Source organism: Variovorax sp. OK212, assembly GCF_900112425.1.
GTDB lineage: Bacteria > Pseudomonadota > Gammaproteobacteria > Burkholderiales > Burkholderiaceae_C > Variovorax.
The window spans coordinates 1-25,893 of sequence record NZ_FOLP01000002.1 but is presented as its reverse complement, the minus strand read 5'-3'; the positions used below and the strand labels follow the sequence as shown (position 1 = coordinate 25,893).

The following is a 25,893-nucleotide window of genomic DNA, read 5'->3' as shown; positions in this document are numbered from 1 at the left end:
TAGGCCCAGACCGTATCCGCGACAGCCGGCGCCCCCGCAAATTGGGCGGAGCCAGACGAACACCGCAGGCGTTCCTTGCCGAACCGCCCGTGCGAGCCGTGCATCTGGCTTCAATCAAGGAACGCCGGTGCCTCTGAACCATTCACTCCCGGGCGAGCGAGACGCCTATCTTTTTCACGAGGGCACCCACGCCCGCCTGTACGACCTGCTGGGCTGCCACCCGCAACCTGGGGGCGGCGCCCGCTTCGCGGTGTGGGCGCCGAACGCCGAGTCGGTCTCGGTGGTGGGCGACTGGAACCACTGGTCCGGCGACGCCGACCCGCTGGTGCCCGACCATGACACCGGCATCTGGCAGGGCCATGTGCCCCACGCCGCCATCGGCCAGACCTACAAGTACCGCATCCGCTCGCGCTTGCGCGGCTACACCGTCGACAAGGCCGACCCCGTGGCCTTCAGCGCCGAGCTGCCGCCGGCCACCGGCTCGCGCATCTGCGAGCTCTCCTACGAATGGAAAGACGACGAGTGGATGGCCACGCGCGGCATGCGCAACGCGCTGGACGCGCCCATGTCGGTCTACGAGGTGCACCTGGGCTCCTGGCGCCGGCATGACGGGCAGTTTCTGGGCTACCGCGAAATGGCGCACGAGCTGGCCGCGTACGTGAACAAGATGGGCTTCACGCACGTGGAGCTCATGCCGGTCACCGAGCATCCGTTCTACGGCTCCTGGGGCTACCAGACCACCGGCTACTTCGCGCCCACCTCGCGCTTCGGCTCGCCGCAGGACTTCATGTACCTGGTGGACCACCTGCACCAGCAGGGCATCGGCGTGCTGCTCGACTGGGTGCCTTCGCACTTTCCGACCGACGAGCACGGGCTGGGCTTCTTCGACGGCACGCACCTGTACGAGCATGCCGATCCGCGCCAGGGCTTTCACCCCGAGTGGAGTTCGAGCATCTTCAACTACGGCCGCTCGGAGGTGCGCAGCTTCCTGGTGTCGTCGGGCCTGTTCTGGCTCGACCTGTACCACCTGGACGGCCTGCGCGTGGACGCGGTGGCCTCCATGCTCTACCTGGACTACGCACGCAAGCACGGCGAGTGGATTCCCAACCGCCACGGCGGGCGCGAGAACCTCGAGGCCATCGACTTCCTGCGCACGCTCAACCGCGCCGTGTACCGCGAGTTTCCCGACACGGTCACCGTGGCCGAGGAGTCGACCGCCTGGCCGCGCGTGTCGCGGCCCACCGACATGGACGGCCTGGGCTTCGGCGAGAAATGGAACATGGGCTGGATGCACGACACGCTGGCCTACATGAAGGAAGACCCGGTCAATCGCAAGTACCACCACCACAAGCTGACCTTCTCGCTGGTGTACGCCTTCCACGAGAACTTCGTGCTGCCGCTCTCGCACGACGAGGTGGTGCACGGCAAGGGCTCGCTCATCAACAAGATGCCCGGCGACAACTGGCAGCAGTTCGCCAACCTGCGCGCGCTGTTCGGCTTCATGTGGGCGCACCCGGGCAAGAAGCTGCTGTTCATGGGCGGCGAGTTCGGCCAGCGCCGCGAGTGGACGCACGACGGCGAGCTCGAGTGGTGGGTGACCGGGCAGCACCACCACGGCGGCCTGCAGAAGCTGGTGGCGCAGCTCAACCGCGTGTACCGCGAGGCGCCCGCGCTGCACCAGCTCGACTTCTCGGCCGCGGGCTTCGAATGGATCACCGCGGACGACGAGGAGAAGAGCGTGTTCGCCTTCTTGCGCAAGTCGGCCGACGGCAGCCCGCCGGTGCTGGTGGTGAGCAACATGACGCCGGTGCCGCGCACCAACTACGTGCTGGGCGTGCCCAAGGGCGGGCTCTGGCGCGAAGTCATCAACACCGACGCGGCCGAGTTCGGCGGCGCGGGCTGGGGAAATCTTGGCGGCGTGGAGGCCGCCCCCGTGCGTTCGCATGGCCGCATGCAGTCGGTGAGCCTCACGCTGCCGCCGCTTTCGACGCTCATCCTGGAACAACGCCCGACATGATGAAGAACATCTTTGCATCCCGCCACGCAGACGCGGCGGCGTCTCCTTCCGACACCCTGGCCGACAACTCCAGCGGCAACGTGCGCGCGGTGATCGACGCCGTGCTGCCCGCGGTCGACAACGGCCGCTTCCCCGTGAAATGCGTGGCCGGCGAGCGCGTGCGCATCCGCGCGCACTGCTTCACCGACGGCCACGACGTGCTGCGCGTCATGCTGTGCTGGCGCGCGATCGACCAGGCCGAGTTCCGCGAGGTGCCGATGAAGCTGCTGGGCAACGACGTGTGGGAGGCTTCGTTCTCGCCGCCCGCGCTCGGGCGCTACGTGTACACCGCCGTGGCCTGGGTCGATCCCTTCGAGTCGTGGCGCAGCGAGATGACGCGCCGCGTCGACCCCGATGACGTGCGCATCGCCTCGCAGGTGGGCGCGCTGGAAATCGCCGCGGCCGCCGGGCGCGCCGACGGTGCCGACCGCACCGCGCTGCAGCGCTGGGCCACCGAGCTCGACGCCGTGGCCGCCACGCCCGGCGCCGACGCGGTGGCGCTGAAGGCGCTGGCGCTCGACGAGGAACTGGCCGACACCGCGCGGCGCCACCCCGACCGCCGCCATGCCGCGCGCCACCCGGTCGAGCTGCCGCTGTTCGCCGACCGCGAGCGCGCGCGCTTCAGCAGCTGGTACGAGCTGTTCCCTCGTTCGGCCGGCACCGAGCCCGGCGTGCACGGCACCTTCAAGGACGTGGAGGCGCGCCTGCCGGCCATTGCCGCGATGGGCTTCGACGTGCTGTACTTTCCGCCGATCCACCCGGTCGGGCGCATCCAGCGCAAGGGGCCCAACAACAAGCTGGTGAGCGGCCCCGAAGACGTGGGCAGCCCGTGGGCCATCGGCGCGGCCGAAGGCGGCCACAAGGACATATTGCCCGCGCTGGGTACGCCCGAGGACTTCCGCCACCTGCTGGCGCGCGCGGCCGAGCACGGCCTGGAGATCGCGCTGGACATCGCCTTCCAGTGCGCGCCCGACCACCCCTACGTGAAGGCGCACCCCGACTGGTTCCGGTGGCGGCCCGACGGCACCGTGCAGTACGCCGAGAACCCGCCCAAGAAGTACCAGGACATCTACCCCTTCAACTTCGAGAGCGAAGACTGGCGCGGCCTGTGGGCCGAGCTGAAGAGCGTGCTCGACCACTGGGTGGGCGAGGGCGTGCGCATCTTCCGCGTGGACAACCCGCACACCAAGGCCTTTCCTTTCTGGGAGTGGGCCATCGGCGAGGTGAAGCGCGAGCACCCCGAGGTGATCTTCCTGGCCGAGGCCTTCACGCGGCCCAAGGTGATGCACCGCCTGGCCAAGCTGGGCTTCTCGCAGAGCTACACCTACTTCACCTGGCGCAACACCAAGGAAGAGTTGGTCGAATACTTCACCGAGCTTTCCACGGCGCCGGGCATCGACTACTTCCGGCCCAACGTGTGGCCCAACACGCCCGACATCCTGCACGAGCAGCTGCAGGGCGGCGAGGCCTCGGTGTACATGTCGCGGCTGGTGCTGGCGGCCACGCTGTCGGCCAGCTACGGCATCTACGGGCCGACCTACGAGCTGCGCGAGCACCTGCCGCGCGAGCACGGCAGCGAGGAATACCTCGACTCCGAGAAGTACCAGCTGCGCCACTGGAACCACGACGACCCCGAGAGCCTCGCGCCCTTCATCGCGCGGGTGAACCGCATCCGCCGCGAGAACCCGGCGCTGCAGTGGGACCGCACGCTGCGCTTCCTGCACATCGACAACCCGCAGCTGCTGGCCTACGCCAAGAGTTCGGCCGACGGCAGCAACGTGGTGGTGACGGTGGTCAACCTCGACCCGCACAACGTGCAGTCGGGCTGGGTGGGCCTGGAGCCCGCCAGCGTGGGCGTGAGCCCGCCGTCGCGCGGCTTCCAGGTGCACGACCTGCTCAGCGGGCAGCGCTTCATCTGGCAGGGCGACTGGCACTACGTGCGGCTCGACCCGCACAGCGCGCCCGCGCACATCTTCGTGGTCCGGCGGCGCCATGGCGACGAGCGCGACTTCGACTACTTCCTCTGAGGTCGCCCGCCCATGAATGCACCCGTTTCACACATCGCGCTAGAAACCGTCGAGATCGACAACAGCGACGATCCGCTGTGGTACCGCGACGCGGTGATCTACCAGCTCAACGTCAAGGCCTTCTTCGACTCCAACAACGACGGCATGGGCGACTTCCAGGGCGTCACGGCCAAGCTCGACTACGTGAAGGAGCTGGGGGTCAACACCATCTGGCTGATGCCGTTCTACCCCTCGCCGCTGCGCGACGACGGCTACGACATCTCCGAGTACGAGGACGTGCATCCGCAGTACGGCACGCTGGACGACTTCCGCGAGATGCTGTCCGAGGCGCACAAGCGGGGCCTGCGCGTGATCACCGAGCTGGTCATCAACCACACCTCCAGCGAGCACCCGTGGTTCAAGGCCGCGCGGCTCGCGCCGCCCGGCTCGCCCGAGCGCAACTTCTACGTGTGGAGCGACACCGACCAGATCTACCAGGGCACGCGGATCATCTTCACCGACACGGAGACGTCGAACTGGACCTGGGACCCGGTGGCCAAGCAGTATTTCTGGCACCGCTTCTTCAGCCACCAGCCCGACCTGAACTTCGACAACCCGGCGGTGATGGAAGCCATCCTGAAGACCATGCGCTTCTGGCTGGACATGGGCGTGGACGGCTTCCGGCTGGACGCCATTCCCTACCTGGTGGAACGCGACGGCACCAGCAACGAGAACCTGCCCGAGACGCACGCGGTGATCAAGCGGCTGCGCGCGGCCATCGACGCGCAGTACAAGAACCGCTTCCTGCTGGCCGAGGCCAACATGTGGCCCGAGGACGTGCGCGAGTACTTCGGCGACGGCGACGAGTGCCACATGGCGTACCACTTCCCGCTGATGCCGCGCATGTACATGGCCATCGCGCAGGAAGACCGCCACCCGATCGTGGAGATCATGGCGCAGACGCCCGACATTCCCGAAGGCTGCCAGTGGGCCATCTTCCTGCGCAACCACGACGAGCTCACGCTCGAGATGGTGACCAGCAAGGAGCGCGACTACATGTACGCCATGTACGCGGCCGACACGCGTGCGCGCATCAACCTGGGCATCCGCCGCCGGCTGGCGCCGCTGATGGAGAACGACCTCGACCGCGTGAAGCTCATGAACGGCATGCTGCTGTCGATGCCGGGCTCGCCCATCATCTACTACGGCGACGAGATCGGCATGGGCGACAACGTGTTCGTGGGCGACCGCAACGGCGTGCGCACGCCCATGCAGTGGAGCCCCGACCGCAATGCCGGCTTCTCGCGCAGCGACCCGCAGCGCCTGTACCTGCAGCCCATCATGGACGCGATGTACGGCTACGAGGCGCTGAACGTGGAGACGCAGGCGCGCGACGCGAGCTCGCTGCTGAACTGGACCAAGCGCATGCTGGCCGTGCGCAAGACCAGCCACGCCTTCGGGCGCGGCAAGCGGCGCTTCCTGAAGCCGGGCAACCGCAAGATCCTGGCGTACCTGAGCGAGCACGACGGCGACGTGATCCTGACCGTGTTCAACCTCTCGCGCGCGGCGCAGCCGGTGGAGCTCGACCTGTCGGAGTTCAAGGGGCGCGTGCCCATCGAGATGCTGGGACGCTCGGCGTTCCCGCCCATCGGCGAGCTGCCGTACCTGCTCACGCTGGCCTCGTACGGCTTCTACTGGTTCAAGCTCACGGCCGAAGCCGACGCGCCGAGCTGGCACGACCAGGGCGTGGCGCTGCAGGAGTGGCCCACGCTGGTGCTGTTCGACGGCTGGACCAGCTTTTTCCGCGACCGCGTGATGCCGTGGCGCATGGGCATGGCCGAGCGCATGCGCAACCAGTTCGAGCTGGACACGCTGCCGCGCCACATCGAGATCCAGCGCTGGTACGCCTCCAAGGGCACGCCGATCGAGCGCGCGCGCATGGTCGACCACGCGGTGTGGGAGGCCAACGGTCTGAGCTGGATGCTGCCGCTGCTCGAGCTCGACGGCCCGCCCGGCGGCGCCACCTACTTCATGCCGCTGGCGCTGGCCTGGGAAGAGCGCGACGAGGAACGCATGGCCGGCGTGGCGCAGGCCGCGCTCGCCAAGGTGCGCCAGCAGGCGCAGGTGGGCCTGATGGGCGACGCCTTCTACGACGAGGCCTTCTGCCGCGAGCTGGTGCGCGCCATCGGCCAGGGTGCCGAGCTGGCCACGGGCAAGGGCAAGCTGGTCTTCAAGCCCACCGCCGCGTTCGCGGCGCTGGCCGTGGACATCGACGCGCTGCCCGTGGGCCGGCCCAGCGGCGTGAGCAGCAACACGGCCGTGACGCTGGACGAAACGCTGTTCCTCAAGGGCTACCGCCACGTGCGCGAGGGCATCAACCCCGAACTGGAGATGGGCCGCTTCCTGACCGAGGTGGCCTATGCCAACTGCGTGCCGGTGCTGGGCGCGCTCGAATACATCGCCGACGACGGGCGCACCATGACGCTGGCCATGGTGCAGAGCTACGTGGCCAACCAGGGCGACGGCTGGGACTACACCATGGGCTACCTCGAGCGCTTCCTGCGCGACGTGGCCACCACCGACGGCGCCACCGACGCGCCCGACGTGCTCGCGGTGCACGGCGGCTTCCTCGCGCTGATGGCCACGCTGGGCCGGCGCACCGCCGAGCTGCATCGCGCGCTGGCCACCCGCACCGGCGCGGCCGCCTTCGACCCCGAGCCGCTGGCGGCCACCGACGTGGCGGGCTACCGCACGCACGCCGCGCAGGACGCCACGGCCACCATGGCGCTGCTGCGCGAGCGCATCGACGTGCTGCCGCCCGGCGCGCAGGCCGATGCCAACACCCTGCTGGCCGCGGCCGAATCGCTGCAGGCCAACATCGCGCAGCGCCGCTTCGTGGGCGAGGGCGGCGGCGGGGCGGCGCTGAAGAGCCGCTACCACGGCGACTACCACCTGGGCCAGGTGCTGGTGAAGGACAACGACTTCGTCATCATCGACTTCGAGGGCGAGCCCGCGCGCAGCTTCGAGGAGCGCCGCGCCAAGAGCTCGCCGCTGCGCGACGTGGCGGGCATGCTGCGCTCGTTCAACTACGCGCGCTGGTCGGCGCTGCGCCGCGTGGCGCAAAGCCCCGAGGAGGCCGAGAAGCTCGCGCCGCCCGCCATCGCCTGGGAGCGCGCCACGCGGGAGGCCTTCCTGAAGGGCTACGCCGAAGCGCTGGCCGCGCCCGACGGCGCGCCGATCGACGCCGAGCTGCTTTCGCTGTTCGAGCTGGAGAAGGCGCTCTACGAGCTGCGCTACGAACTCAACAACCGCACCGACTGGGTGCAGGTGCCGCTGCACGGCGTGCTTGCGCTCGTCGGCACGCCGCAGGGCTGACGCGCCCGATCCGAAGACCCGAAGCCTCTCACCCCCGGAAGACACTCATCATGGAAAACTTCGGCATTCACCTGGAGCCGCTGCGCGCCATCCTGTATCAGGTGGGCGCGTTCATTCCGCGCCTGCTGGTCGCGGTGGTGGTCGTGGTGGTCGGCTGGCTCATCGCCAAGGCGGTGCGCTTCGCGGTGACCCGGGCGCTGCGCGCCATCAACTTCAACGTGCTGACCGAGCGCGCCGGGCTGGACAACTTCCTGCGCCAGGGCGGCTGGGTGGGCGACACCTGCAGCCTGTTCGGCGTGCTGGCGTACTGGCTGGTGATACTGGCGTCGCTGCTCATCGCCTTCAACGGCATGGGGCTGAGCTACATCGCCGACCTGCTGGGGCGCATCGTGTGGTTCGTGCCCAACGTGTTCGTGGCGCTGCTGGTGCTGGCCTTCGGCTCCTACTTCGCGCGCTTCGTGGGCGAGGCGGTAGGCAGCTACTTTCGCAGCGTCAAGGTGCACGACGCCATGCTTTTCGCGAAGGTGGCGCAGTACGCGGTGATGGCCTTCGTGATCCTCATCGCGCTCGACCAGATCAAGGTGGGCGGCGACATCGTGCGCGAAAGCTTCCTGGTGATCCTGGCGGGCGTGGTTTTTGCGTTGGCCCTGGCATTCGGCTTGGCTGGCAAGGACTGGGCGAAGGCGCAGATCGAACGCTGGTGGCCGCGGCAGGCGGTGGTGAAGGACGCGAAGACCGTGAAAGACACACCTTCCGTCACCACGGTGGGCACGACCAACCCGCCGCCACGCTACGACGACCGGCCGCCGCGCTGAACCTTGCCTGTCCCCGCATCGCCTGCTTGCCCGCTTGCTTGAGTCAGCCCCGGCCACTGAATGACACGAAAAACCAATCCAACGATCACGGCCGTCTGGCCCGGCAAGCCTTACCCGCGCGGCGCCACCTGGGACGGGGAGGGCGTCAACTTCGCGCTGTTCTCCCTGCACGCCCAGAAAGTGGAGTTGTGCCTGTTCGACGAGCGCGGCCGCCACGAGCTGCAGCGCATCGTGCTGCGCGAGCGCACCGACGGCGTGTGGCACTGCTACCTGCCCGAGGCGCGCCCCGGCCAGGCCTACGGCTACCGCGTGCACGGCCCCTACAAGCCCGAGGAGGGCCACCGCTTCAACCCGAACAAGCTGCTGGTCGACCCCTACGCCAAGGACCTGGTGGGCCAGCTGCGCTGGGGCGACGCGCTGTACGGCTACACCGTGGGCGGCAAGCGCGAAGACCTGTCGTTCGACCGCCGCGACAGCGCGCCGCTGATGCCCAAGGGCCGCGTGCTCGAAACCGCCTTCACCTGGGGCGACGACCGCCGCCCCTCGGTGCCGCGGCAGGACATGGTGATCTACGAGATGCACGTGCGCGGCTTCACCATGAACCACCCCGACGTGCCGCCCGAGCTGCGCGGCACCTACGCCGGGCTGGGGTGCGCGCCGGTGGTCGACTACCTGAAGCGCCTGGGCGTGACCACCGTGGAACTGCTGCCGGTGCACAGCTTCCTGAACGACCGCCACCTGGCCGAGAAGGGGCTGCAGAACTACTGGGGCTACAACACGCTGGCCTTCTTCGCCCCCGAGACGCGCTACAGCGCCTCGGGCAAGGTGAAGGAGTTCAAGACCATGGTGAAGACGCTGCACTCGGCGGGCATCGAAGTGATCCTGGACGTGGTCTACAACCACACCTGCGAGGGCAACCAGCTCGGGCCCACGCTGTCGATGCGCGGGGTGGACAACGCCTCGTACTACATCGTGAACGCCGACAACCGGCGCTACTACGACGACTTCACCGGCTGCGGCAACACCGTGAACCTGGAGCATCCGCACGCGCTGCAGCTGGTGATGGACTCGCTGCGCTACTGGGCCGAGGAGATGCACGTCGACGGCTTCCGCTTCGACCTGGCCTCGGCGCTGGCACGCGAGAGCGGCAAGGTGGAGAACCTCGGCGGCTTCTTCGACGCGATCCGCCAGGACCCCACGCTCAACCGCGTGAAGCTCATCGCCGAGCCCTGGGACCTGGGCCATGGCGGCTACCAGGTCGGCAACTTTCCGCTGGGCTGGGCCGAGTGGAACGACCAGTACCGCGACGGCATGCGCGGCTTCTGGAAGGGCGACGGCGGGCTCATCGGCGAGGTGGCCAAGCGCGTCACCGGGTCTGAGGACCTGTACGGCTGGTCGGGCAAGCAGCCCGGCGCGAGCATCAACTTCGTGACCGCGCACGACGGCTTCACGCTGCACGACCTGGTGTCGTACAACGACAAGCACAACGACGCCAACGGCGAGGACAACCGCGACGGCAACAGCCACAACGTGTCGTGGAACTGCGGCGTGGAAGGCCCCACCGACGACCCCGAGGTGGTGACCCTGCGCGAGCGGCAGAAGCGCAACCTGCTGGCCACGCTGCTGCTGTCGCAGGGCGTGCCCATGCTGCTGGCCGGCGACGAGCGAGGCCACACGCAGCAGGGCAACAACAACGTCTACTGCCAGGACAACGAGCTGGGCTGGCTCGACTGGTCCGCCACGCCCGAGCGGCTGGCGCTGACCACCTTCGTCGAGCGCATGGTCGCGCTGCGCCGCGCGCACCCGTCGTTTCGCCGGCGCACCTTCTTCGCGGGCAAGCCGGCCGCGGGCGAGACCGTGACCGACGTGCACTGGCTCAAGCCCGATGGGCAGGAGATGCGCACCGAGGACTGGAACGACGCCAATGCGCGCTGCATGGCCATGTACATCCCCGGCGGCGGCATTGCCGACCGCGGGCCGCGCGGAGAGACGCAGCACGACGACGACTTCCTGCTGTTGCTGAACGCGCACCACGACCAGATCGACTTCACGCTGCCCGTGATGCGGCACGGCGCGTGGCGCCTGCTGGTGGACACCGCGAGCACCACGCCGCCGCCCACCACCGATGACGCCGCCGCGCTCGCGCCGGCCTGGGCCGAGCCGGCGTACCCGCTGCAATGCCGCTCGCTCGTGGTGCTGAGCCGGCCCGACGTCAGGCCGTGATCCCGATGACCCACATGAACAACATGAACTCCACCGCGCAACACCACGCGCACGGCATGCCCTTCGGCGCCACCGCGCACGACACCGGCGTGGCCTTCGCGCTCTGGGCGCCGTCGCAAGCCGAGGTGCGGCTCGAGCACCGAGCGCCGGGCGCACAGAACGCCACGCATGCCATGTCGCGCGACGCCGACGGCTGGCACCGGCTCGACCTCACCGGCGCCGTGGCCGGCGACGGCTACCGCTTTCAGCTGCCCGACGGCACGGCCGTGCCCGACCCGGCCTCGCGCTTCAACCCCGAGGACGTGCACGGCCCGAGCGTGGTGATCGACCCGCGCCGCTTCGCCTGGCGCGACACCGCATGGCGCGGCCGGCCGTGGGAAGAAGCCGTGGTGTACGAGCTGCACGTGGGCGCGTTCACCGCCGAAGGCACCTTCAACGCCGCGCGCGAGCGGCTGGGCGAACTGGCCGAACTGGGCGTGACGGCCGTGGAACTCATGCCGCTCGCGGACTTTCCGGGCCGGCGCAACTGGGGCTACGACGGCGTGCTGCAGTTCGCGCCCGATGCGTCCTACGGCACGCCCGACGAGCTGAAGGCGCTGGTCGATGCCGCGCACGGGCTCGGGCTGATGGTGCTGCTCGACGTGGTCTACAACCACTTCGGGCCCGAGGGCAACTACCTGCACGGCTACTGCCCCGAGTTCTTCAACCCCGCGCACCGCACGCCGTGGGGCTCGGCCATCAACTTCGACGGGCCGCTCTCGCGCACGGTGCGCGACTTCTTCGTGCACAACGCGCTCTACTGGATCGAGGAGTTCCGCTTCGACGGGCTGCGCATGGACGCGATCCACGCCATTCGCGACGGCTCGCATCCGCACATCGTGCAGGAGATCCGCGAGGCCGTGCTGGCCGGCCCGGGCCGCGAGCGCCATGTGCACCTGGTGCTGGAGAACGACACCAACCAGGCCTCGATGCTGGCGCGCGATGGCCACGGGTTGCCGGTGGCGGGCACCGCGCAATGGAACGACGACCTGCACCATGCGGTGCACGTGCTGGCCACCGGCGAGCGCGACGGCTACTACGCCGACTACGCCGACAACCCGGTGTGCCGCTTCGCCTGCGCGCTGGCCGAAGGCTTCATCTACCAGGGGCAGCCGTCGGCCTTTCGCAACGGCGAGCGGCGCGGCGAGCCCAGCACGCGGCTGCCGCCGCAGGCCTTCGTGTCGTTCCTGCAGACGCACGACCAGGTGGGCAACCGCGCCTTCGGCGAGCGCATCCACGCGCTGGGCGACCCGGTGCGCGTGCGCGCGGCCATGGCCTGCCTGCTTCTGTCGCCGCACGTGCCGATGCTGTTCATGGGCGACGAGTTCGCTGCGTCCACGCCGTTCCTGTACTTCTGCGACTTCGGGCCCGAGCTGGCCGAGGCGGTGTCGAACGGCCGACGCTCGGAGTTCGGCGGCTTCGCGGCCTTTGCCGACGAGGCGGCGCGCGCGCGCATTCCCGATCCGAATGCCGAGTCGACCTTTCTCGCCTCCAAGCTCAACTGGCGCGAACGCGGCGCCAGAAAGCACTTCGAGCAGTTCAGCGAAGTGCAGCAGCTGCTGGCGCTGCGGCACCGGCTGATCGTGCCGCGCCTGGCGGGCTCGGCCGGCGCGGGCGTCTTCCTGTGCGAGAACGACACGCTGCGCGTGCACTGGGACCTGGGCGCGGGCCGGCTGCACATGCTGGCGCATTTCGGTGCGCAGGCGGCGGAGCCGGTCGCCGCATCGCCGGGCGTGCAGGTGTACAGCCAGGGTGTGCACATGCAAGACCCGCAAGACCCGCAAGGCCCGCACGGGCAGGGCGGCGCGCTGCGGCTGGACAGCGGCGCGGTGCTCGTCACGCTGGAGGACGCGCACGGTGCATGAAGCGGACGAAGAAGTTTTCCGTCGCGACGCCGCCGGCGTGCTCGCATCGCTGTGCGAGCACTTCGGCATTGCCACGGCGTACCACGACGCGTTCGGCATCCGGCGCGAAGCCACGCCGCGCAGCCTGCTGGCGCTGCTGGCCGAGTTCGGCGTGCCCATCAATAGCGTGGCCGACGCGCACCGCGCGCTGCAGGCCGTGCACCACGCACGCTGGGCCGAGGCGCTGCCGCCCGTGCGCGCGGTGGCCGCGGGCAGCCGCGAGTGGCATGTGCCGCTGCGCCTGCCGCTTTCGACCCGCACGCTGCGCTGGCAACTGACCGACGAGAGCGGCCGCACGCTGCAGGGCGAGGCCGATGCCGGCGCGCTGCACGAAAGCGCGCGCGCCGAGCGCGACGGCGTGCAGCTGTGCGAGCGCATCCTGCCCATGACCCAGGCGCTGGCGCCCGGCTACCACCGGCTGCACATCGACGGCCTGCCCGGCGAGACGCTGGTGCTGGCCACGCCCGGCCATTGCTACCGGCCAGCCGCCGTGCGCGACGGCGGCCGCGTGTGGGGCCCGGCGGTGCAGCTGTACAGCCTGCGCTCGCCGCGCAACTGGGGCATCGGCGACTTCGGCGATCTCGACGACCTGGTGGTGCGCATGGCCGCGCAGGGCGCCGACATCGTCGGCCTGAACCCGCTGCACGCGCTGTTCGCGGCCAACCCGGCGCATGCCAGCCCGTACAGCCCGTCGTCGCGCCAGCAGCTCAACGTGCTGTACATCGACGTCGAGGCGGTCGACGGCTTTGCCGACTGCGAGCCGGCGCGCCACCTGGTGCGCTCGCCCGCGTTCCAGTCGCGGCTGGCGGCCCTGCGCGCCGAGCCGCTGGTCGACCTGCCCGGCGTGGCGGCGGTGAAGTTCGAGGTGCTCGAGCTGCTGTTCGAGCACTTCCGCGAGCGCCACCTGCCCGAGCTGGCTGCGGCCGACGCGACGGGCCTGGCCTTTCTCGCCTTCGTGGCCGAGCGCGGCGAGGGGCTGCGGCAGCACGCGCTGTTCGAGACGCTGCACGCCCACTTCCTGGCCACCGACCCCGCCATGTGGGGCTGGCCCGTGTGGCCCGAGGCCTGCCGCGACCCCGACTCCGCCGAGGTGACGGCCTTTGCCGTGCAGCATGCGCAGCGCGTGCAGTTCCACCAGTTCCTGCAGTGGCAGGCCGCGCGCCAGCTGGCGCAGGCCTCGGCGCGCTGCGAGGCGGTGGGCATGGGCGTGGGCCTGTACGTGGACCTGGCGGTGTCGGTCGACCGCGCCGGCTCCGACGCCTGGACCGCGCAGCGCGTGCTCGCGGCGGGTGCGAGCATCGGCGCGCCGCCGGACGAGTTCAACCCCGCCGGCCAGAACTGGGGCCTGCCGCCGCTGCGGCCCGACAGCCTGCGCGCCGACGGCTACCGCTTCTTCATCCAGACGCTGCGCTCGGGCATGCAGGGCGCGGGCGCGCTGCGCATCGACCACGTCATGGGGCTCATGCGCCTGTTCTGGATTCCGCCGGGGCGCGGCGCGCACGACGGCGCCTACGTGTACTACCCGCTGGACGAGATGCTGGCCATCGTCGCCATCGAGAGCCATCGCCACCGCTGCATGGTGGTGGGCGAAGACCTGGGCACGGTCGAAGACGCGGTGCGCGAGGCGCTGGCCCGCGCCGACGTGCTCTCCTACCGGCTGCTGTACTTCGAGCGCCTGTCGCCGCACGAAGGCCCGGGCTTCAAGCCGCCGCAGGCGTACCCGCCGGCCGCGCTGGTGGCCGTGAGCACGCACGACCTGGCCACCTTCGCGGGCTGGTGGGCCGGCCACGACCTGCGGGTGCGGCTCGAGCTGGGCCTGTTCCCCGACGAGCGCGTGTTCGACAAGCAACTGCTCGACCGCGCGCAGCAACGCATCGAGCTGATGCTGGCGGCGGAGCGCGGCGGCCTGCTGAGCCGTGAGGAAATCGCCGAGGCCGCGGGGCAGGCGCTGCCGTCCGCGCGCATCGTGGAGGCGGTGCACGCCTACCTGGCCGCCGCGCCGTCGGCGCTGATGATGGTGCAGCTCGAAGACGCCGCGGGCGTGGTCGAGCAGGCCAACATGCCCGGCACGGTGAGCGAGCAGCCCAACTGGCGGCGCAAGCTGCCGCTGACGCTGCGCGCGCTGGCCGAGAGCGAGCGCATGGTGAGCCTGGCCGCGCAGCTGCGCGCGGCACGGCCGTCGCCGCGCCTGCGCCGCGACCCGAGCACGCCGCAGGCGCTGCAGGCCCGCGTGCCGCGCGCCACCTACCGGCTGCAGTTCCACAAGGACTTCGGTTTCGACGACGCCATTCGCGTGCTGCCGTACCTGGCCCGCCTGGGCGTGAGCCACGTGTACTGCTCGCCGATCCAGCGGGCCCGCGCGGGCAGCATGCACGGCTACGACGTGGTGGCGCACGACGAGGTGAACCCCGAGCTGGGCGGCGAGGAGGGTTTCGCGCGCTTCGTGCAGGCGCTGCAGGCGCACGGCATGGGCCAGCTGCTGGACATGGTGCCCAACCACATGGGCGTGTTCGGCGCCGACAACGCGTGGTGGATGGACGTGCTGGAGAACGGCCCGGCCTCGCTCTACGCACAGCACTTCGACATCGACTGGCAGCCGCTGAACGTCGAGCTCACCGGCAAGGTGCTGCTGCCGGTGCTCGGCGGCCACTACGGCGAGGTGCTCGGCCGCGGCGAGCTGGCGGTGCACTTCGAGCCCGAGCAGGGCAGCTTTGCGCTGATGTACTTCGACCACCGCTTTCCGCTAGCACCCGAGCGCTATCCGGCGGTGCTGGCGCGCGCGCTGGCGCAGCTCGACGCCTCGGCCGACGATGCCGCCAGCCTCGCGAGCATTGCCACCGCCTTCGGCCACCTGCCTGGGCGCGACACGGCCGAGCCCGAGCAGCGCGCCGAACGGGCGCGCGACAAGGAGCTGTTGAAGGCCCGCCTGGCGCGGCTCGCGCAGCGGCATCCGTCGGTGGCCAAGGCGCTGGCGGCGGCGGTGGCCGAGCTGAACCTGGCCACGCCCGCCGCGCGCGATGCGCTGCATGCGCTGATCGAGGCGCAGGCCTACCGGCTGGCCTACTGGCGCGTGGCGGCAGACGAGATCAACTACCGCCGCTTCTTCGACATCAACGACCTTGCCGCGGTGCGCATGGAGCGCGACGACGTGTTCGAGGCCACGCAGTCCTTCGCGCTCGACCTGGCGGCGGCCGGCACGGTGGACGGCTTGCGCATCGACCACCCCGACGGCCTGTACGACCCCGCGCGCTACTTCGAGAAGCTGCAGCAGGGCTACGCGCGCCGCGCGGGCCTGGTGCTGCCCGCGCACGACGCGCAGGGCCGCCCGGTGCGCCCGCTGTACGTGGTGGCCGAGAAGATCGCGGCCAACGACGAAGAGGTGCCCGAGGGCTGGCACGTGCACGGCACCACCGGCTACCGCTTTGCCAACGTGGCCAACGGCGTGCTGGTCGACACCACGGCCGCCGAGACCATCGGCCATGCGTGGCGCCGCTTCACAGGCGAAACGCAGAGCTTTCATGCGCTCTCGCAGGCCGGGCGGCGCGAGGTGATGCGCAACGCGCTGTCGTCGGAACTCAACGTGCTGTCGAGCGAGCTGCTGCGCATTGCGCGGGCCGACCGCGGCACGCGCGACTACACCCTCAATGCGCTGCGCCGCGCGCTGGCCGACGTGGCCGCCTGCATGCCGGTGTACCGCACCTATATCGTCGACACGCCCTCGGCGCAGGACGAGCGCTTCATCCGCGAGGCCACCGCCGCCGCCGAGCGCCAGAGCAGCGACGCCGACCGCTCGGTGTTCGGCTTCGTGCGGCGCGCGCTGCGCGGCCAGGCGGTGGACGGCGCACCGCCCGCGCTGGCCGAGCGCGTGCGGCGCTTCGCGGTGCGCTTCCAGCAGTTCAGCGCGCCGGTCACGGCCAAGGGCGTGGAGGACACGGCGTTCTACCGCTACTTTCCGCTGAGCTCGCTCAACGAGGTGGGCGGCGAGCCCGACCGCTTCGGCATCGAGGTGGACGAGTTCCATGCGCTGAGCGCCGACCGCGCGCTGCGCTGGCCGCACACCATGCTGGCGACCTCGACGCACGACAACAAGCGCTCGGAAGACGTGCGCAACCGCATCGACGTGCTCTCCGAGATGCCCAACGAATGGGTGCTGGCACTGACCCGCTGGCACGGCCTGTGCCGCGACACGCGCCGCAAGCTGGAGGCCGACGACGCGCCCTCGCGCGCCGACGAGTACCTGCTGTACCAGACGCTGCTGGGCACGCTGCCGCCGGGCGGGCTCGATGCGGCCAGCGCGCCGGCCTTCACCGAGCGCATCTGGCAGTACATGCAGAAGGCCGCGCGCGAGGCCAAGGCGCGCACGCGCTGGACCCAGCCCGACGCCGAGTACGAGGCCGCGCTCGAGGGCTTCGTGCGCAGCATGCTGGCCAACCTGGAAGACGGCGGATGCCTGTCGGACGTGCAGAAGCTGGCCGACCGGCTCTCGTGGTTCGGCGCGTGGAACGGGCTCACGCTCACGCTGCTGAAGTACGCGTCGCCAGGCGTGCCCGACCTGTACCAGGGCAGCGAGCTGATCGAGCTGAGCCTGGTCGACCCCGACAACCGGCGCCCGGTGGACTACGCGGTGCGGCAGCGCCGGCTCGACGAGCTGCGCGCAATGGCCGAGGCCTCGGCCGGCGACGCGCTGGCGGTGCGGGTGCAGGCGCTGGCCGCCGCGCCGCACGACGGGCGCGCCAAGCTGTGGTTCATCTGGCGGCTGCTGTCGCTGCGGCGCGCACAGCCCGAGCTGTTCGGCGAGGGCAGCTACGAGGGGCTGGCGGCCGAAGGCGCGTTGGCACGGCACGTGGTCGCCTTCGAGCGGCGGCTTGGCGACGAGGCGCTGCTGGTGGTGGCGGGGCGCTTGTTTCTCGGCCTTGCGCCGGGGCAGCGCAGCGTGCCGGAACTGCCGGGCGGCGATACGTGGCGCGGCACCGCGGTGCGGCTGCCGGCGGCGTGGGAGGAGGGCACCGTGCTCGAGAACCTGCTGACCGGCGAGCGCGTCACGCTGCGCGGCGGGTTGCTGCCGCTGCACGAGGCGCTGCGGCATGTGCCGTGGGCGGCGTTCAGGCGAGTGAGCATGAGTGTGGGTGTGGGTGCGGGTGTTGCGGCGTGATTTTCTCCTACGCGGACGGGCCGATTTCCTACGCGGTGCGTGGGCGGTGACGGTGACCCTGCACCTTGGTTTTTCCGCTTTCTCCCCGTCCCTTCCCCTTTTGCCTTCCAGGAGCTTTCGATGAAGAAACTTGTTCCCGCGCTGATGTTCGCCAGCCTCATGGCCGCCGGTGCCGCTCATGCCCAGTCGAATCCGCCCGGCGTGGCCGTGCCGCCCAACACACCGGGCGTGGCGACCGGCAAGTCGGAGATGGCGGGTGAAGCCCGCAAGGACCGCCGTGCGCCGGGCATGGTGCGCGCCCCCGCCGGAGACGAGTCGAAGACGCCCGAAGGCGGTGCCGTGGGTGCCGACCGCGCCGCGGCGGCCGGCGAGCGCCGCGCCGAGACGCGCGATGCGCGCCGGCCCGGCAAGCCGAAGCCGGTGCCCGGCGGCACGCCGAAGTGACCCGCTGAAACAAGCCGCCACGACAAGCCGCCAGGCAAGCACCTGAACAAGCCACAAGACAGGCGCCGAGACAAAGCCACGCATTCAGCGAGTTCGCTGCCACGCCCTTGCCGGTTGGTACGGGCGTGGCGCATGTGCCACCCACGCATGCAGGAGATGCCCATGGAGTCCCTTGTCAGCATCGATGCGCAGGCCAGACACTGCGCCGTGCCGGACGCGTCCGGTGCACTACCGCTTGCAGCCACCGCGCGCGAAGTCACCAGTCCGCGCGGCAGCACCGTGACCTGGAGTGCCGACCCGCAGGCCTACTGCAGCGACCACGAGCGCGCCACGCGGCGTAACTTCGCGGAGCGGCTCGCGGCCCTGAAGGGCCTCGACTTCGCGGGTGAGCATGACCCGTCGGGCATCTACCTGCGCCCGCTGTACGTGGTGCCGAGCGACACGCTCGCGAGCGCCGGCATTGCGCGGTCGCTGGGCATCGCGTCGCTGCACGACCTGTTCGGCGGCGTGGTGCCGCACGCCTTCGTGGCGACCAAGGCGATCACGCACGGCATTGCGGGGCGCGAGGCCGCGCGGCCCGAGGGCTGGTCGCCGTCGTTCGCGGGGCGTGTGTCGCAGTCGGTGCTCCGTGGTTTTTCGTCGTTCTCGCACGAAGACGCGCGCTGGGCCGGGCGCAGGCTGCTCGAGGCCGGGCCCGTGCGCGTGAAACCGGTGCGCGCCACCGGCGGCCGCGGCCAGCGCGTGGCCGTGAGCGCCGATGCGCTCGACGAATGCCTGGCCGAAATGGACGAAGCCGAGATCGGCGAGCACGGCGTCGTGCTCGAGGAGAACCTCGACCGGCCGGCCACCTTCAGCGTGGGGCAGGTCACCGTCGGCCACGCAACGGTGAGCTACCACGGCCGCCAGCGCCTCACGCGCGACAACGCCGGCGCCGAGGTGTACGGCGGCTCCGACCTCACGCTGGTGCGCGGCGGCTTCGACATGTTGCTGGCCAGCACCGGGCTGCCACCCGACCTGCGGCTTGCCATCGACCAGGCGATGCGCTATCACCAGGCCGTGATCGACTGCTATCCCGGCTTCTTCGCCTCGCGCGTCAACTACGACGTGGCGCAGGGCGTGGGCGCGCGCTGCGCGTGGCGCTCGGGCGTGCTCGAGCAGTCGTGGCGGCTGGGCGGCGCCAGCGGGGCCGAACTGGTGGCGCTGGAGCACTTCGGTGCGGAGCCCGCCTGCTGGTGCGTGCAGGCCTCCACGCACGAGGAATACGGCGAGGGCGTGCTCGCGCCGCCCGGCGCCATCGTTCACTACCAGGGCACCGACAGCCGCGTCGGCCCGCTGACCAAATACGCCTTGCTGACCCCGCATGCCCACCCGACATAACACCATCGACATTCCCGTGGACGGACAGCACATCGACGGCACGCTGGTGGCCGCCTCCAACGTCGTGCCCGGCGTGCTGCTGGTGCACGGCTGGGACGGCAGCCAGGAGCAATACATTGCGCGGGCGCACGAGATCGCCGCGCTGGGCTGCGTGTGCCTCACTTTCGACCTGCGCGGCCATGCGCGGCATGCGGCGCAACGGCTGGAGGTGACGCGCGAGGACAACCTGCGCGACGTGCTCGCGGCCTACGACACGCTGGTGGGGCACCCGTCGGTCGACCCGGAATCGATTGCCATCGTGGGCAGCAGCTACGGCGGCTACCTGGCCACGCTGGTGAGCGCGATGCGGCACGTGCGCTGGCTCGCACTGCGCGCGCCGGCGCTGTACCGCGACCGCGAATGGAACAAGCCCAAGGGGCAACTGAGCCGCTCCGACCTGCTGGCGTACCGGCGCTCGCTGGTGGGGCCCGAGGACAACCGCGCGCTGGCGGCGTGCGCCGCCTTTCGCGGCGACGTGCTCATCGTCGAATCGGAACACGACCAGATCGTGCCGCACCCGGTGATGGCCAACTACCTGGCCGCGTTCAAGCGCGTGCGGTCGGTCACGTACCGCGTGATCTCGGATGCCGACCACGCGCTGTCCAAGCAGATGTGGCGGCAGGCCTACGGCCAGTTGCTGGTGTCGTGGATGACCGAGATGACGCAGGGGGCGCGCTCGGAAGGCGCCCGGTCACCCGGCGCTCTCACGCGGCCTGTGTCGGTGAACCCCGCCTAGCGCGGAGCGGTGCCGGTCAGCCCGGCGCGGTATTCGCCTTGTCGCGAATCGCGCTTTTCAGCGCGCGCTGGCCGGCGGACAGCGCCAGCTCGTAGCTCTCCGCGGCGTCGTACGCCTTGCTCAGCACGCGCGGGTGCGTGCCCTTGTCGTCGGTTTCGAGCAGCTGCCAGACAAAAGCACCCGGCAGCGGCTCCTCGATGGTGAGTTCGATGGGATGGGTCATGGCGCCACCTTGGCCCTGCGGGCGCATCTTGTCTGTAGGCCATGTGCGATGACTCCCGTTTTTCCTACAGCGCGCCGTGTCGCGAACTGACCGGCAACGGCGATGCGGCTGGGTACCCTCGTTGGTCATGGCGCACGAAAGGAGCAGCAGAGATGATCCGTCGACCACGGCAAGGCAATGAGGGAACCGCGGAAATGGCTTCGCGGCTGGGTTGCACATTGGTGGAGGCCGTGCCCCGGCACGGCCATGCGCGGCCTGCGCTGGTGGGGTGCGACCCGGTGCTGTCGCAGCGCATGAAGGCGCTGGGCGCACGCTGGGATTCGTTCAACCAGGCGCTGGCCTTCGCGGGCTGGCCGGCGCTGCAGGCGGCGTTGCGCTACGCGCTCGACCAGCAGGGCCGGCCTGTCGCGCCTGTCGCGCAACAGGACCAGCCGCACCCGGGCTGAGCCCACGGTCCAGCGGTCTAGGTTTGTTGCTTGTCCTCGGTCTTGAACAGGCCGCGGACGTTCAGCGCGGCCAGGCAGACCTGCAGCGCAATGAGCGCCCACGCGCTCGTGTGCAGGCCCCACGCCACCCACAGCGCATTGCTCAGAAGGAAGATCCAGAAGCCGGCGTTGCGCCGGCCCTTGGTCGTCGACGCGACGAACCAGGCGGCTGCGAGCGATGCGGCAAACGCCGGCCATTGAATGAGCGAGAGCATGTCTTCCATGCATGCAAACCTAAGCGGTGCGCGCGCGCCGGCGGGTGCTTTCTTGCCGACGCTCGGCGTGGGCCGGGTCTCACAAGGGCGGGCGAGAGCGGGTCGCAGACTGGAGCCAACAAAGCCGGCATCAAGCAATCAAGGAGCCACGCCATCATGGAAGCCAGTACCCCCGCCTTCGAGGAACGCCTCGTCACCTTCAGCTACCGCGGCAGGCTCTTCTTGTGCCGTGCCGAGCGGCTCGACGACCAGACCTACAGACCCGTGGTGATCTGCCGCGGACAGTCTGCGGACCAGGCCGACATCGAACTGCCCGCCGATACCGACAACGCCTCCTACGGCACCGAAGCGGAAGCCCTGCGCCATGCCGAGCAGCAGGCCATGCGCTGGGTGCATGACCGCACCGGCGACGGGCAGGCGCAGGCCTGACCGCGCTCAGGCCTGCGCAGCGGCTTGTTGCCGCGTGCGTTGCTCCACGTTGAGGGCCAGCAACAGCGCAGCGCCCAGCAGCGCGCCGGTGAAACCTGCGACGGCCGGCCATCCGCCGTGCGTCCAGGCCCATCCGCCCACCGCCCCCATGAGACTCGACCCGGCGTAGTAAGCGAGCAGGTAGAGCGAGGCCGCATGCCCCTTGGCCTGCGACGCCATGCGCCCGACCCAGCCACTGGCCACCGAGTGCGCAATGAAGAAGCCGATGGTGAGAAACACCACGCCCGTTGCCATGCCGGCCAGTGCGTGCAGCAGCGTCATCAGCACGCCCAGGCCTGCCACCGCGATGCCTGCCACCAGCACGGGGCGGCGCCCCAGCCGGTCGGCCATGGCGCCCGCCGCCGACGAGGCGACGATGCCGAAGATGTACACCGCGAACATCAGGCTTACCTGCGTCTGGCTCAGGCTGTAGGGCGGTGCCATCAGGCGGAAGCCGGCGTAGTTGTAGACAGTGACGAACGCGCCCATCAGCAGGAATCCGATCATGAACAGCGACGCCATGCCGCTGTTGCGCAGGTGGCCCAGCCAGTGCCCGATGTGGCGGCGCGGCGCAAAACCCGTGCGGCGCACGAAGTTGCGCGAGGCCGGCAGCAGCAGCACGAAGCCGATGGCCGCCAGCAGGTCGACCACGCCGAGCGTGGCCATTGCCACGCGCCATGAACTGAGCTCCGTCAGCACGCCGATGCCCACGCGCCCCATCATGCCGCCGAAGGCCGTGCCGCCCACGTAGAGGCCCATTGCCAAGCCGAGCCCGTCGGGCTCGATCTCTTCCGCAAGGTAGGCCATGGCCACCGCCGGCACGCCGCCCAACACCAGGCCTTCGAGCGCGCGCGCCACCAGCAGCGCATGCCAGCTGGGCGTGAGCGCCACGCCCACCGTGAGCACCGCCGCGCCGCACATCGACGCGAACATCAGCCCGCGCCGGCCCAGCGCCTCGGACAGCGCGCTGGCGCAGAGGATCGCGAGCGAGAGGAAACCGGTGCTCAGCGACAAGGCCAGCGAACTCGCCGCCGGGCTCACGCCGAACTCCTGCGTGAAGGCCGGCAGCAGCGGTTGCACGCAATACAGCAGCGAGAACGTGGCGAAGCCGGCGAGGAAGAGGGCGATGCTGATGCGGCGATAGGTAGCGCAGCCGCGAGTGACGAGGGACGACGAAGCAGGGGTCGACGAAACAGGAGACGAGGAAACAGGAGACGAGGAAACAAGGGAAGACATGCCCCGATTTGACGCCCCGGCCGCCTGCCAGTCCAATATATGGCACTGCTTATCTCGATACGTTGGACAGATACCTATGGAACTGCGCCACATCCGTTACTTCATCGCCGTTGCGGAAGAACGCAACTTCACGCGTGCCGCGGCCCGCGTCGGCATCGGCCAGCCGCCGCTGAGCCAGCAGATCAAGGACCTCGAGGCCGAGGTGGGCGCGCAGCTGTTTCGCCGCGTGCCGCACGGCGCCGAGCTGACGACGGCGGGCCAGGCCTTCCTGGAGAGCGTGCGTGCGATTCCGCTGCAGGCCGAGAAGGCGATGCAGGCCGCGCAGCGCGGCGCGCGCGGCGAGCTGGGCGCGTTGCGCATCGGCATGACCGGCTCGGCCATCTTCAACCCGGCGGTGCCGTCGGCGATACGGTCGTTTCGCCGTGCCTATCCGGCAGTCGACCTGACGCTGGAGGAGTCGAACACCACCCGCCTGGGCGCCGGCGTGCGCGACGGGGATTTCGATGCTGCCTTTCTGCGGCCGGGTTCGGCGGGCAGCGAGGGGCTGCAATTCAGGCTGCTGTCCGAAGAACCCATGGTGGTGGCGCTGCCCGCGCGCCATCCGGCTGCCGCGTCGGAGGCCGTCGACCTGCGGCGGTTGCGCGCCGATGCCTTCGTGATGACGCCGCGCGCCGTCGGGCCGACCCTGTTCGACACGGTGGTGTCGGCATGCCGCAAGGCGGGCTTCGAGCCGGTGCTGGGGCAATCGGCGCCCCAGATCGGCTCGGTCGTGACCCTGGTGGCGGCGGAACTGGGCGTGTCGGTGGTGCCCGCCTCGATGGCGCAACTGCAGGTGAACGGGGTGGTCTACCGGCCGATCGAGGGGAAGGCGCCGGTGACGCGGCTGACGCTGGCGTATCGCAGAGGGGAGACGTCGAGCATCGTGCGGAATTTCATTGCGCACGCGGTGGGGGTGCGGGCGGTTTGAGCCGGTCAGGCGAACTCCGGAGTTCTCAACAAATGTTGACGACTGGAATAAATCTAGTGAAATTAATCCATAGGCGTTGATTCGATCGACTTTGAGTTGATCTCGCGGTCAACAGCGTGCACAAATTCCTTGAAAGCCGGTGAGGTTCTTTCATAATTTCGCTCCCGCGAGTTTGGTTTTTCACAAATGTGGTCGCGCAGCGGCAGCCATGACGAAGCCTAATTCCGCATGGACGACCAGTTTTTTTAGTGAAAGAACTACATCACACCAAATGTAGATGGGCACAACGTTATTACTGTAAAGGTGGTTCCAATTGGTGGATGAAAATCTTGCCCGATCAATTATTGAGATTGCAATATTTCTGGAGTATTGCTCCGAGGATTTATTGGATCCAGATGCCGCCATTGAAGCGACCGAACAACTTGCGGCGCCCCTTCAAAAAACATCAGACGACACCAAAAAGGAATTGATTTCAGCATTCCAGGAGTTGGCCCCGGAATACAATGAAAGAGCTAATTTTGTTCTTGATTTGGTAGGGAATTTTGGCATTGAATGAAGGCCAAGGTGGTATCTTTGATGCTGCGAAAATTTTTCGCATGCCAAGCACGCATCACCACGGAGCGAGCAAATTGACTGAGGCAATGTGATGTTGCTTGATTGCGTGTGCCATCGTTCAGCTTAGTGCATGCGGTATCTATGGTGCGGAATTTATCCCGGAGCCTCGATCCAAAATGAACAATACTTACGTGATCAACAGGGCAATATTATTCTTGATCCCGTCACACAAACAGGCCGCCGATTGGATCATGTTGTGATTCAAAATGGGCAAGTTATTGATGTTGTCGAGACCACCAGTTTGACCGCCGATAAGGCGAGGCAAATGCAACATGAAGCAGATACCCGAGCAGCAGGTGGGGTATACGTCTGGGATAGAAATACGAATCAGACGGTCTTAGTAGCCAAAATTTCAAGAATCGAAAGGAGGCCATGATGGCAAAAGGGGCACCTCTCGCGTACAAGGAATTTCTATCTAAATATCCTGATTGGATATTAGTAAGAGTCAATCAATTTGCTGTTGAGGCAACGCCGGAATTAACGGAGCGGTCTCGCAGACGGCAAAAGGAGGTGGTCGGGACATTTTTGCAGTTTGCGCAAGAGCATGGATTGGTGCGCCGCATACTCTCTGAAGATACACAAGACCTTGCAGACGAATTTGTGATTTACCTGCGTGATGTCACACCCGAAGGATTCGATGTTTTTCGGGTAGGCTATCTGAAATGGTTAGAGCAACTCGATAGAAATATAAATTCGGATACCTCGGATTCGCAAACGCTGAAAAAGGCGCTGACTATGCTACAAAAGAAGAAAGCGAAGTCATCATGAGCTTTGATGAGGCAAGCTGGCATTACGGCGGAACTGAATTTTCTGGAGACCTTCCATCACAGGCGGGCGCTACTCATATTGGAATGTTCTTTGCCTGGGCCGCGCTTAATGCTCTTCTGAGCAAATCATTGGAATTTGGTTTTGCTGGTGAAATTAGCGCTCTTCGCAATAAGAAGGTAGCCCCGGGAGTGTTCTTTTGGAAATTCATGGATGGAAAACTGTCGCTGCTTGATTTCAGTGCACAGGGTGAGGATTTTGCAAGGGACTATTACAGGAGCGGGCCTTCGGGCTATCTCGCGGACTACGAAAAATTAAGCAATACGAAATATCAATCTGAATATTATTTGCCCGATAGCTGGGAGACGTACGAAGCTGTCGCCCACATGATCGAAGCACGCTATCGAAGTTGGCAATCCTCGGTAAAGTCATCGATTTAATTGACTCATCGCAGTCATTCGGAAAATTCCCAATTCTTCATTCACGTTGTTCGGTAGTACCGAAAGCTTCGTGGCCTTGCGACCATGCCACCTAGCAGGCTGCTGAAATACTTCTCACCAGTCAGCGCGCGATGTTGCGCAAGCGTTGGAAGTTGATCCCCCGACAGCTGCAAACAAGATCCCAGGACGATGCGCGGAGCCGACACCTTCACCGAGAACCTGTTCACGATGCGCCGCCTGGAGGACTTCGTGCCTGCAGATCATCCGCTGCGCCCGATCCGGGCCATGGTCAACGAAGCGCTGCTCAAGATGG

Annotated in this window: 19 protein-coding genes and 1 pseudogene; 17 read left to right on the top strand and 3 right to left on the bottom strand. The window is 68.3% G+C overall.

The features are described 5' to 3' along the window. Positions 1-127: 127 nt before the first annotated feature. The 10 genes from glgB (at position 128) to BM004_RS06665 (ending at position 20,166) form a co-directional block, all read left to right on the top strand. The gene (gene glgB / locus BM004_RS06710) at positions 128-2,017 is read left to right on the top strand and encodes a 1,4-alpha-glucan branching protein GlgB (protein WP_093212087.1); all 1,890 of its coding nucleotides are present in this window, start codon (positions 128-130) and stop codon (positions 2,015-2,017) included. After that, positions 2,017-4,083 (top strand): alpha-1,4-glucan--maltose-1-phosphate maltosyltransferase, encoded by a 2,067-nt coding sequence (locus BM004_RS06705; RefSeq protein WP_093212995.1) that lies wholly within the window; start codon positions 2,017-2,019, stop codon positions 4,081-4,083. The genes glgB and BM004_RS06705 overlap by 1 nt, the downstream gene beginning before the upstream one ends. A 12-nt stretch (positions 4,084-4,095) precedes the next feature. After that, entirely contained in the window at positions 4,096-7,437 is a 3,342-nt protein-coding gene (gene treS / locus BM004_RS06700; protein WP_093212085.1) for a maltose alpha-D-glucosyltransferase, read from the top strand. 50 nt (positions 7,438-7,487) lie between these two features. After that, entirely contained in the window at positions 7,488-8,252 is a 765-nt protein-coding gene (locus BM004_RS06695) for a mechanosensitive ion channel family protein (RefSeq protein WP_093212083.1), read from the top strand. A 60-nt stretch (positions 8,253-8,312) separates the two neighbouring features. Beyond that, a complete protein-coding gene (gene glgX / locus BM004_RS06690) occupies positions 8,313-10,475 on the top strand; it encodes a glycogen debranching protein GlgX (RefSeq protein WP_093212081.1) in 2,163 nt (720 codons plus the stop codon). Positions 10,476-10,480: 5 nt separating this feature from the next. After that, the gene (gene treZ, locus BM004_RS06685) at positions 10,481-12,379 is read left to right on the top strand and encodes a malto-oligosyltrehalose trehalohydrolase (protein ID WP_256219814.1); all 1,899 of its coding nucleotides are present in this window, start codon (positions 10,481-10,483) and stop codon (positions 12,377-12,379) included. Continuing rightward, complete coding sequence (locus BM004_RS06680; RefSeq protein WP_256219813.1) at positions 12,372-17,570, top strand: malto-oligosyltrehalose synthase; 5,199 nt, start codon at positions 12,372-12,374, stop codon at positions 17,568-17,570. The genes treZ and BM004_RS06680 overlap by 8 nt, the downstream gene beginning before the upstream one ends. Before the next feature lie 120 nt (positions 17,571-17,690). Further along, positions 17,691-18,014: a hypothetical protein gene (locus BM004_RS06675; protein ID WP_093128699.1), complete on the top strand. Its 324-nt coding sequence runs from the start codon at positions 17,691-17,693 to the stop codon at positions 18,012-18,014. Between the two features lie 162 nt (positions 18,015-18,176). Further along, positions 18,177-19,391, top strand: coding sequence for a DUF3182 family protein (locus BM004_RS06670; RefSeq protein ID WP_093212077.1), 1,215 nt, complete (start codon positions 18,177-18,179; stop codon positions 19,389-19,391). Further along, positions 19,375-20,166, top strand: coding sequence for an alpha/beta hydrolase family protein (locus BM004_RS06665; protein WP_093128701.1), 792 nt, complete (start codon positions 19,375-19,377; stop codon positions 20,164-20,166). Before BM004_RS06670 ends, BM004_RS06665 begins: the two co-directional genes overlap by 17 nt. A 16-nt stretch (positions 20,167-20,182) precedes the next feature. On the opposite strand, the gene BM004_RS06660 is transcribed toward BM004_RS06665, so the two are convergent. Further along, complete coding sequence (locus tag BM004_RS06660; RefSeq protein ID WP_093128702.1) at positions 20,183-20,389, bottom strand: hypothetical protein; 207 nt, start codon at positions 20,387-20,389, stop codon at positions 20,183-20,185. 194 nt (positions 20,390-20,583) lie between these two features. On the opposite strand from BM004_RS06660, the gene BM004_RS06655 reads away from it, so the two are divergent. Next, the gene (locus tag BM004_RS06655; protein ID WP_093128703.1) at positions 20,584-20,835 is read left to right on the top strand and encodes a hypothetical protein; all 252 of its coding nucleotides are present in this window, start codon (positions 20,584-20,586) and stop codon (positions 20,833-20,835) included. Positions 20,836-20,852: 17 nt separating this feature from the next. Here the strand turns inward: BM004_RS06655 and BM004_RS06650 are convergent, their stop codons facing one another. Further along, positions 20,853-21,098, bottom strand: a complete 246-nt coding sequence (locus tag BM004_RS06650) for a hypothetical protein (protein WP_093128704.1) — start codon at positions 21,096-21,098, stop codon at positions 20,853-20,855. Positions 21,099-21,245: 147 nt separating this feature from the next. Between BM004_RS06650 and BM004_RS06645 the strand changes: the two genes are divergently transcribed. Further along, positions 21,246-21,518: a hypothetical protein gene (locus tag BM004_RS06645; RefSeq protein ID WP_093212072.1), complete on the top strand. Its 273-nt coding sequence runs from the start codon at positions 21,246-21,248 to the stop codon at positions 21,516-21,518. A gap of 6 nt (positions 21,519-21,524) precedes the next feature. Here the strand turns inward: BM004_RS06645 and BM004_RS06640 are convergent, their stop codons facing one another. Then, positions 21,525-22,793, bottom strand: a complete 1,269-nt coding sequence (locus BM004_RS06640; protein ID WP_093212070.1) for an MFS transporter — start codon at positions 22,791-22,793, stop codon at positions 21,525-21,527. 76 nt (positions 22,794-22,869) lie between these two features. On the opposite strand from BM004_RS06640, the gene BM004_RS06635 reads away from it, so the two are divergent. From BM004_RS06635 to BM004_RS40580, 5 genes and pseudogenes are all read left to right on the top strand, one after another. Then, positions 22,870-23,760, top strand: coding sequence for a LysR family transcriptional regulator (locus tag BM004_RS06635; RefSeq protein WP_093212068.1), 891 nt, complete (start codon positions 22,870-22,872; stop codon positions 23,758-23,760). 316 nt (positions 23,761-24,076) lie between these two features. Then, positions 24,077-24,316: a hypothetical protein gene (locus BM004_RS06630; RefSeq protein ID WP_218152677.1), complete on the top strand. Its 240-nt coding sequence runs from the start codon at positions 24,077-24,079 to the stop codon at positions 24,314-24,316. A gap of 434 nt (positions 24,317-24,750) precedes the next feature. Further along, on the top strand, positions 24,751-25,143 hold the full coding sequence (locus BM004_RS40590) for a hypothetical protein (protein WP_143072406.1): 393 nt from the start codon (positions 24,751-24,753) through the stop codon (positions 25,141-25,143). Beyond that, positions 25,140-25,580, top strand: coding sequence for a DUF7832 domain-containing protein (locus BM004_RS40585; protein WP_143072405.1), 441 nt, complete (start codon positions 25,140-25,142; stop codon positions 25,578-25,580). Before BM004_RS40590 ends, BM004_RS40585 begins: the two co-directional genes overlap by 4 nt. 189 nt (positions 25,581-25,769) lie before the next feature. Continuing rightward, positions 25,770-25,893 (top strand): annotated as a pseudogene (locus tag BM004_RS40580) (IS5/IS1182 family transposase); the annotation flags it as partial.

Bases quoted from the DNA above. Each gene is read 5' to 3' on its own strand.
- BM004_RS06705 (WP_093212995.1), top strand. From the start codon at position 2,017: ATGAAGAACATCTTTGCATCCCGCCACGCAGACGCGGCGGCGTCTCCT.
- treS (WP_093212085.1), top strand. From the start codon at position 4,096: ATGAATGCACCCGTTTCACACATCGCGCTAGAAACCGTCGAGATCGAC.
- BM004_RS06695 (WP_093212083.1), top strand. From the start codon at position 7,488: ATGGAAAACTTCGGCATTCACCTGGAGCCGCTGCGCGCCATCCTGTAT.
- glgX (WP_093212081.1), top strand. From the start codon at position 8,313: ATGACACGAAAAACCAATCCAACGATCACGGCCGTCTGGCCCGGCAAG.
- treZ (WP_256219814.1), top strand. From the start codon at position 10,481: ATGACCCACATGAACAACATGAACTCCACCGCGCAACACCACGCGCAC.
- BM004_RS06675 (WP_093128699.1), top strand. From the start codon at position 17,691: ATGAAGAAACTTGTTCCCGCGCTGATGTTCGCCAGCCTCATGGCCGCC.
- BM004_RS06670 (WP_093212077.1), top strand. From the start codon at position 18,177: ATGGAGTCCCTTGTCAGCATCGATGCGCAGGCCAGACACTGCGCCGTG.
- BM004_RS06665 (WP_093128701.1), top strand. From the start codon at position 19,375: ATGCCCACCCGACATAACACCATCGACATTCCCGTGGACGGACAGCAC.
- BM004_RS06660 (WP_093128702.1), bottom strand. From the start codon at position 20,389: ATGACCCATCCCATCGAACTCACCATCGAGGAGCCGCTGCCGGGTGCT.
- BM004_RS06655 (WP_093128703.1), top strand. From the start codon at position 20,584: ATGGCTTCGCGGCTGGGTTGCACATTGGTGGAGGCCGTGCCCCGGCAC.
- BM004_RS06650 (WP_093128704.1), bottom strand. From the start codon at position 21,098: ATGGAAGACATGCTCTCGCTCATTCAATGGCCGGCGTTTGCCGCATCG.
- BM004_RS06645 (WP_093212072.1), top strand. From the start codon at position 21,246: ATGGAAGCCAGTACCCCCGCCTTCGAGGAACGCCTCGTCACCTTCAGC.
- BM004_RS06640 (WP_093212070.1), bottom strand. From the start codon at position 22,793: ATGTCTTCCCTTGTTTCCTCGTCTCCTGTTTCCTCGTCTCCTGTTTCG.
- BM004_RS06635 (WP_093212068.1), top strand. From the start codon at position 22,870: ATGGAACTGCGCCACATCCGTTACTTCATCGCCGTTGCGGAAGAACGC.
- BM004_RS40590 (WP_143072406.1), top strand. From the start codon at position 24,751: ATGGCAAAAGGGGCACCTCTCGCGTACAAGGAATTTCTATCTAAATAT.
- BM004_RS40585 (WP_143072405.1), top strand. From the start codon at position 25,140: ATGAGCTTTGATGAGGCAAGCTGGCATTACGGCGGAACTGAATTTTCT.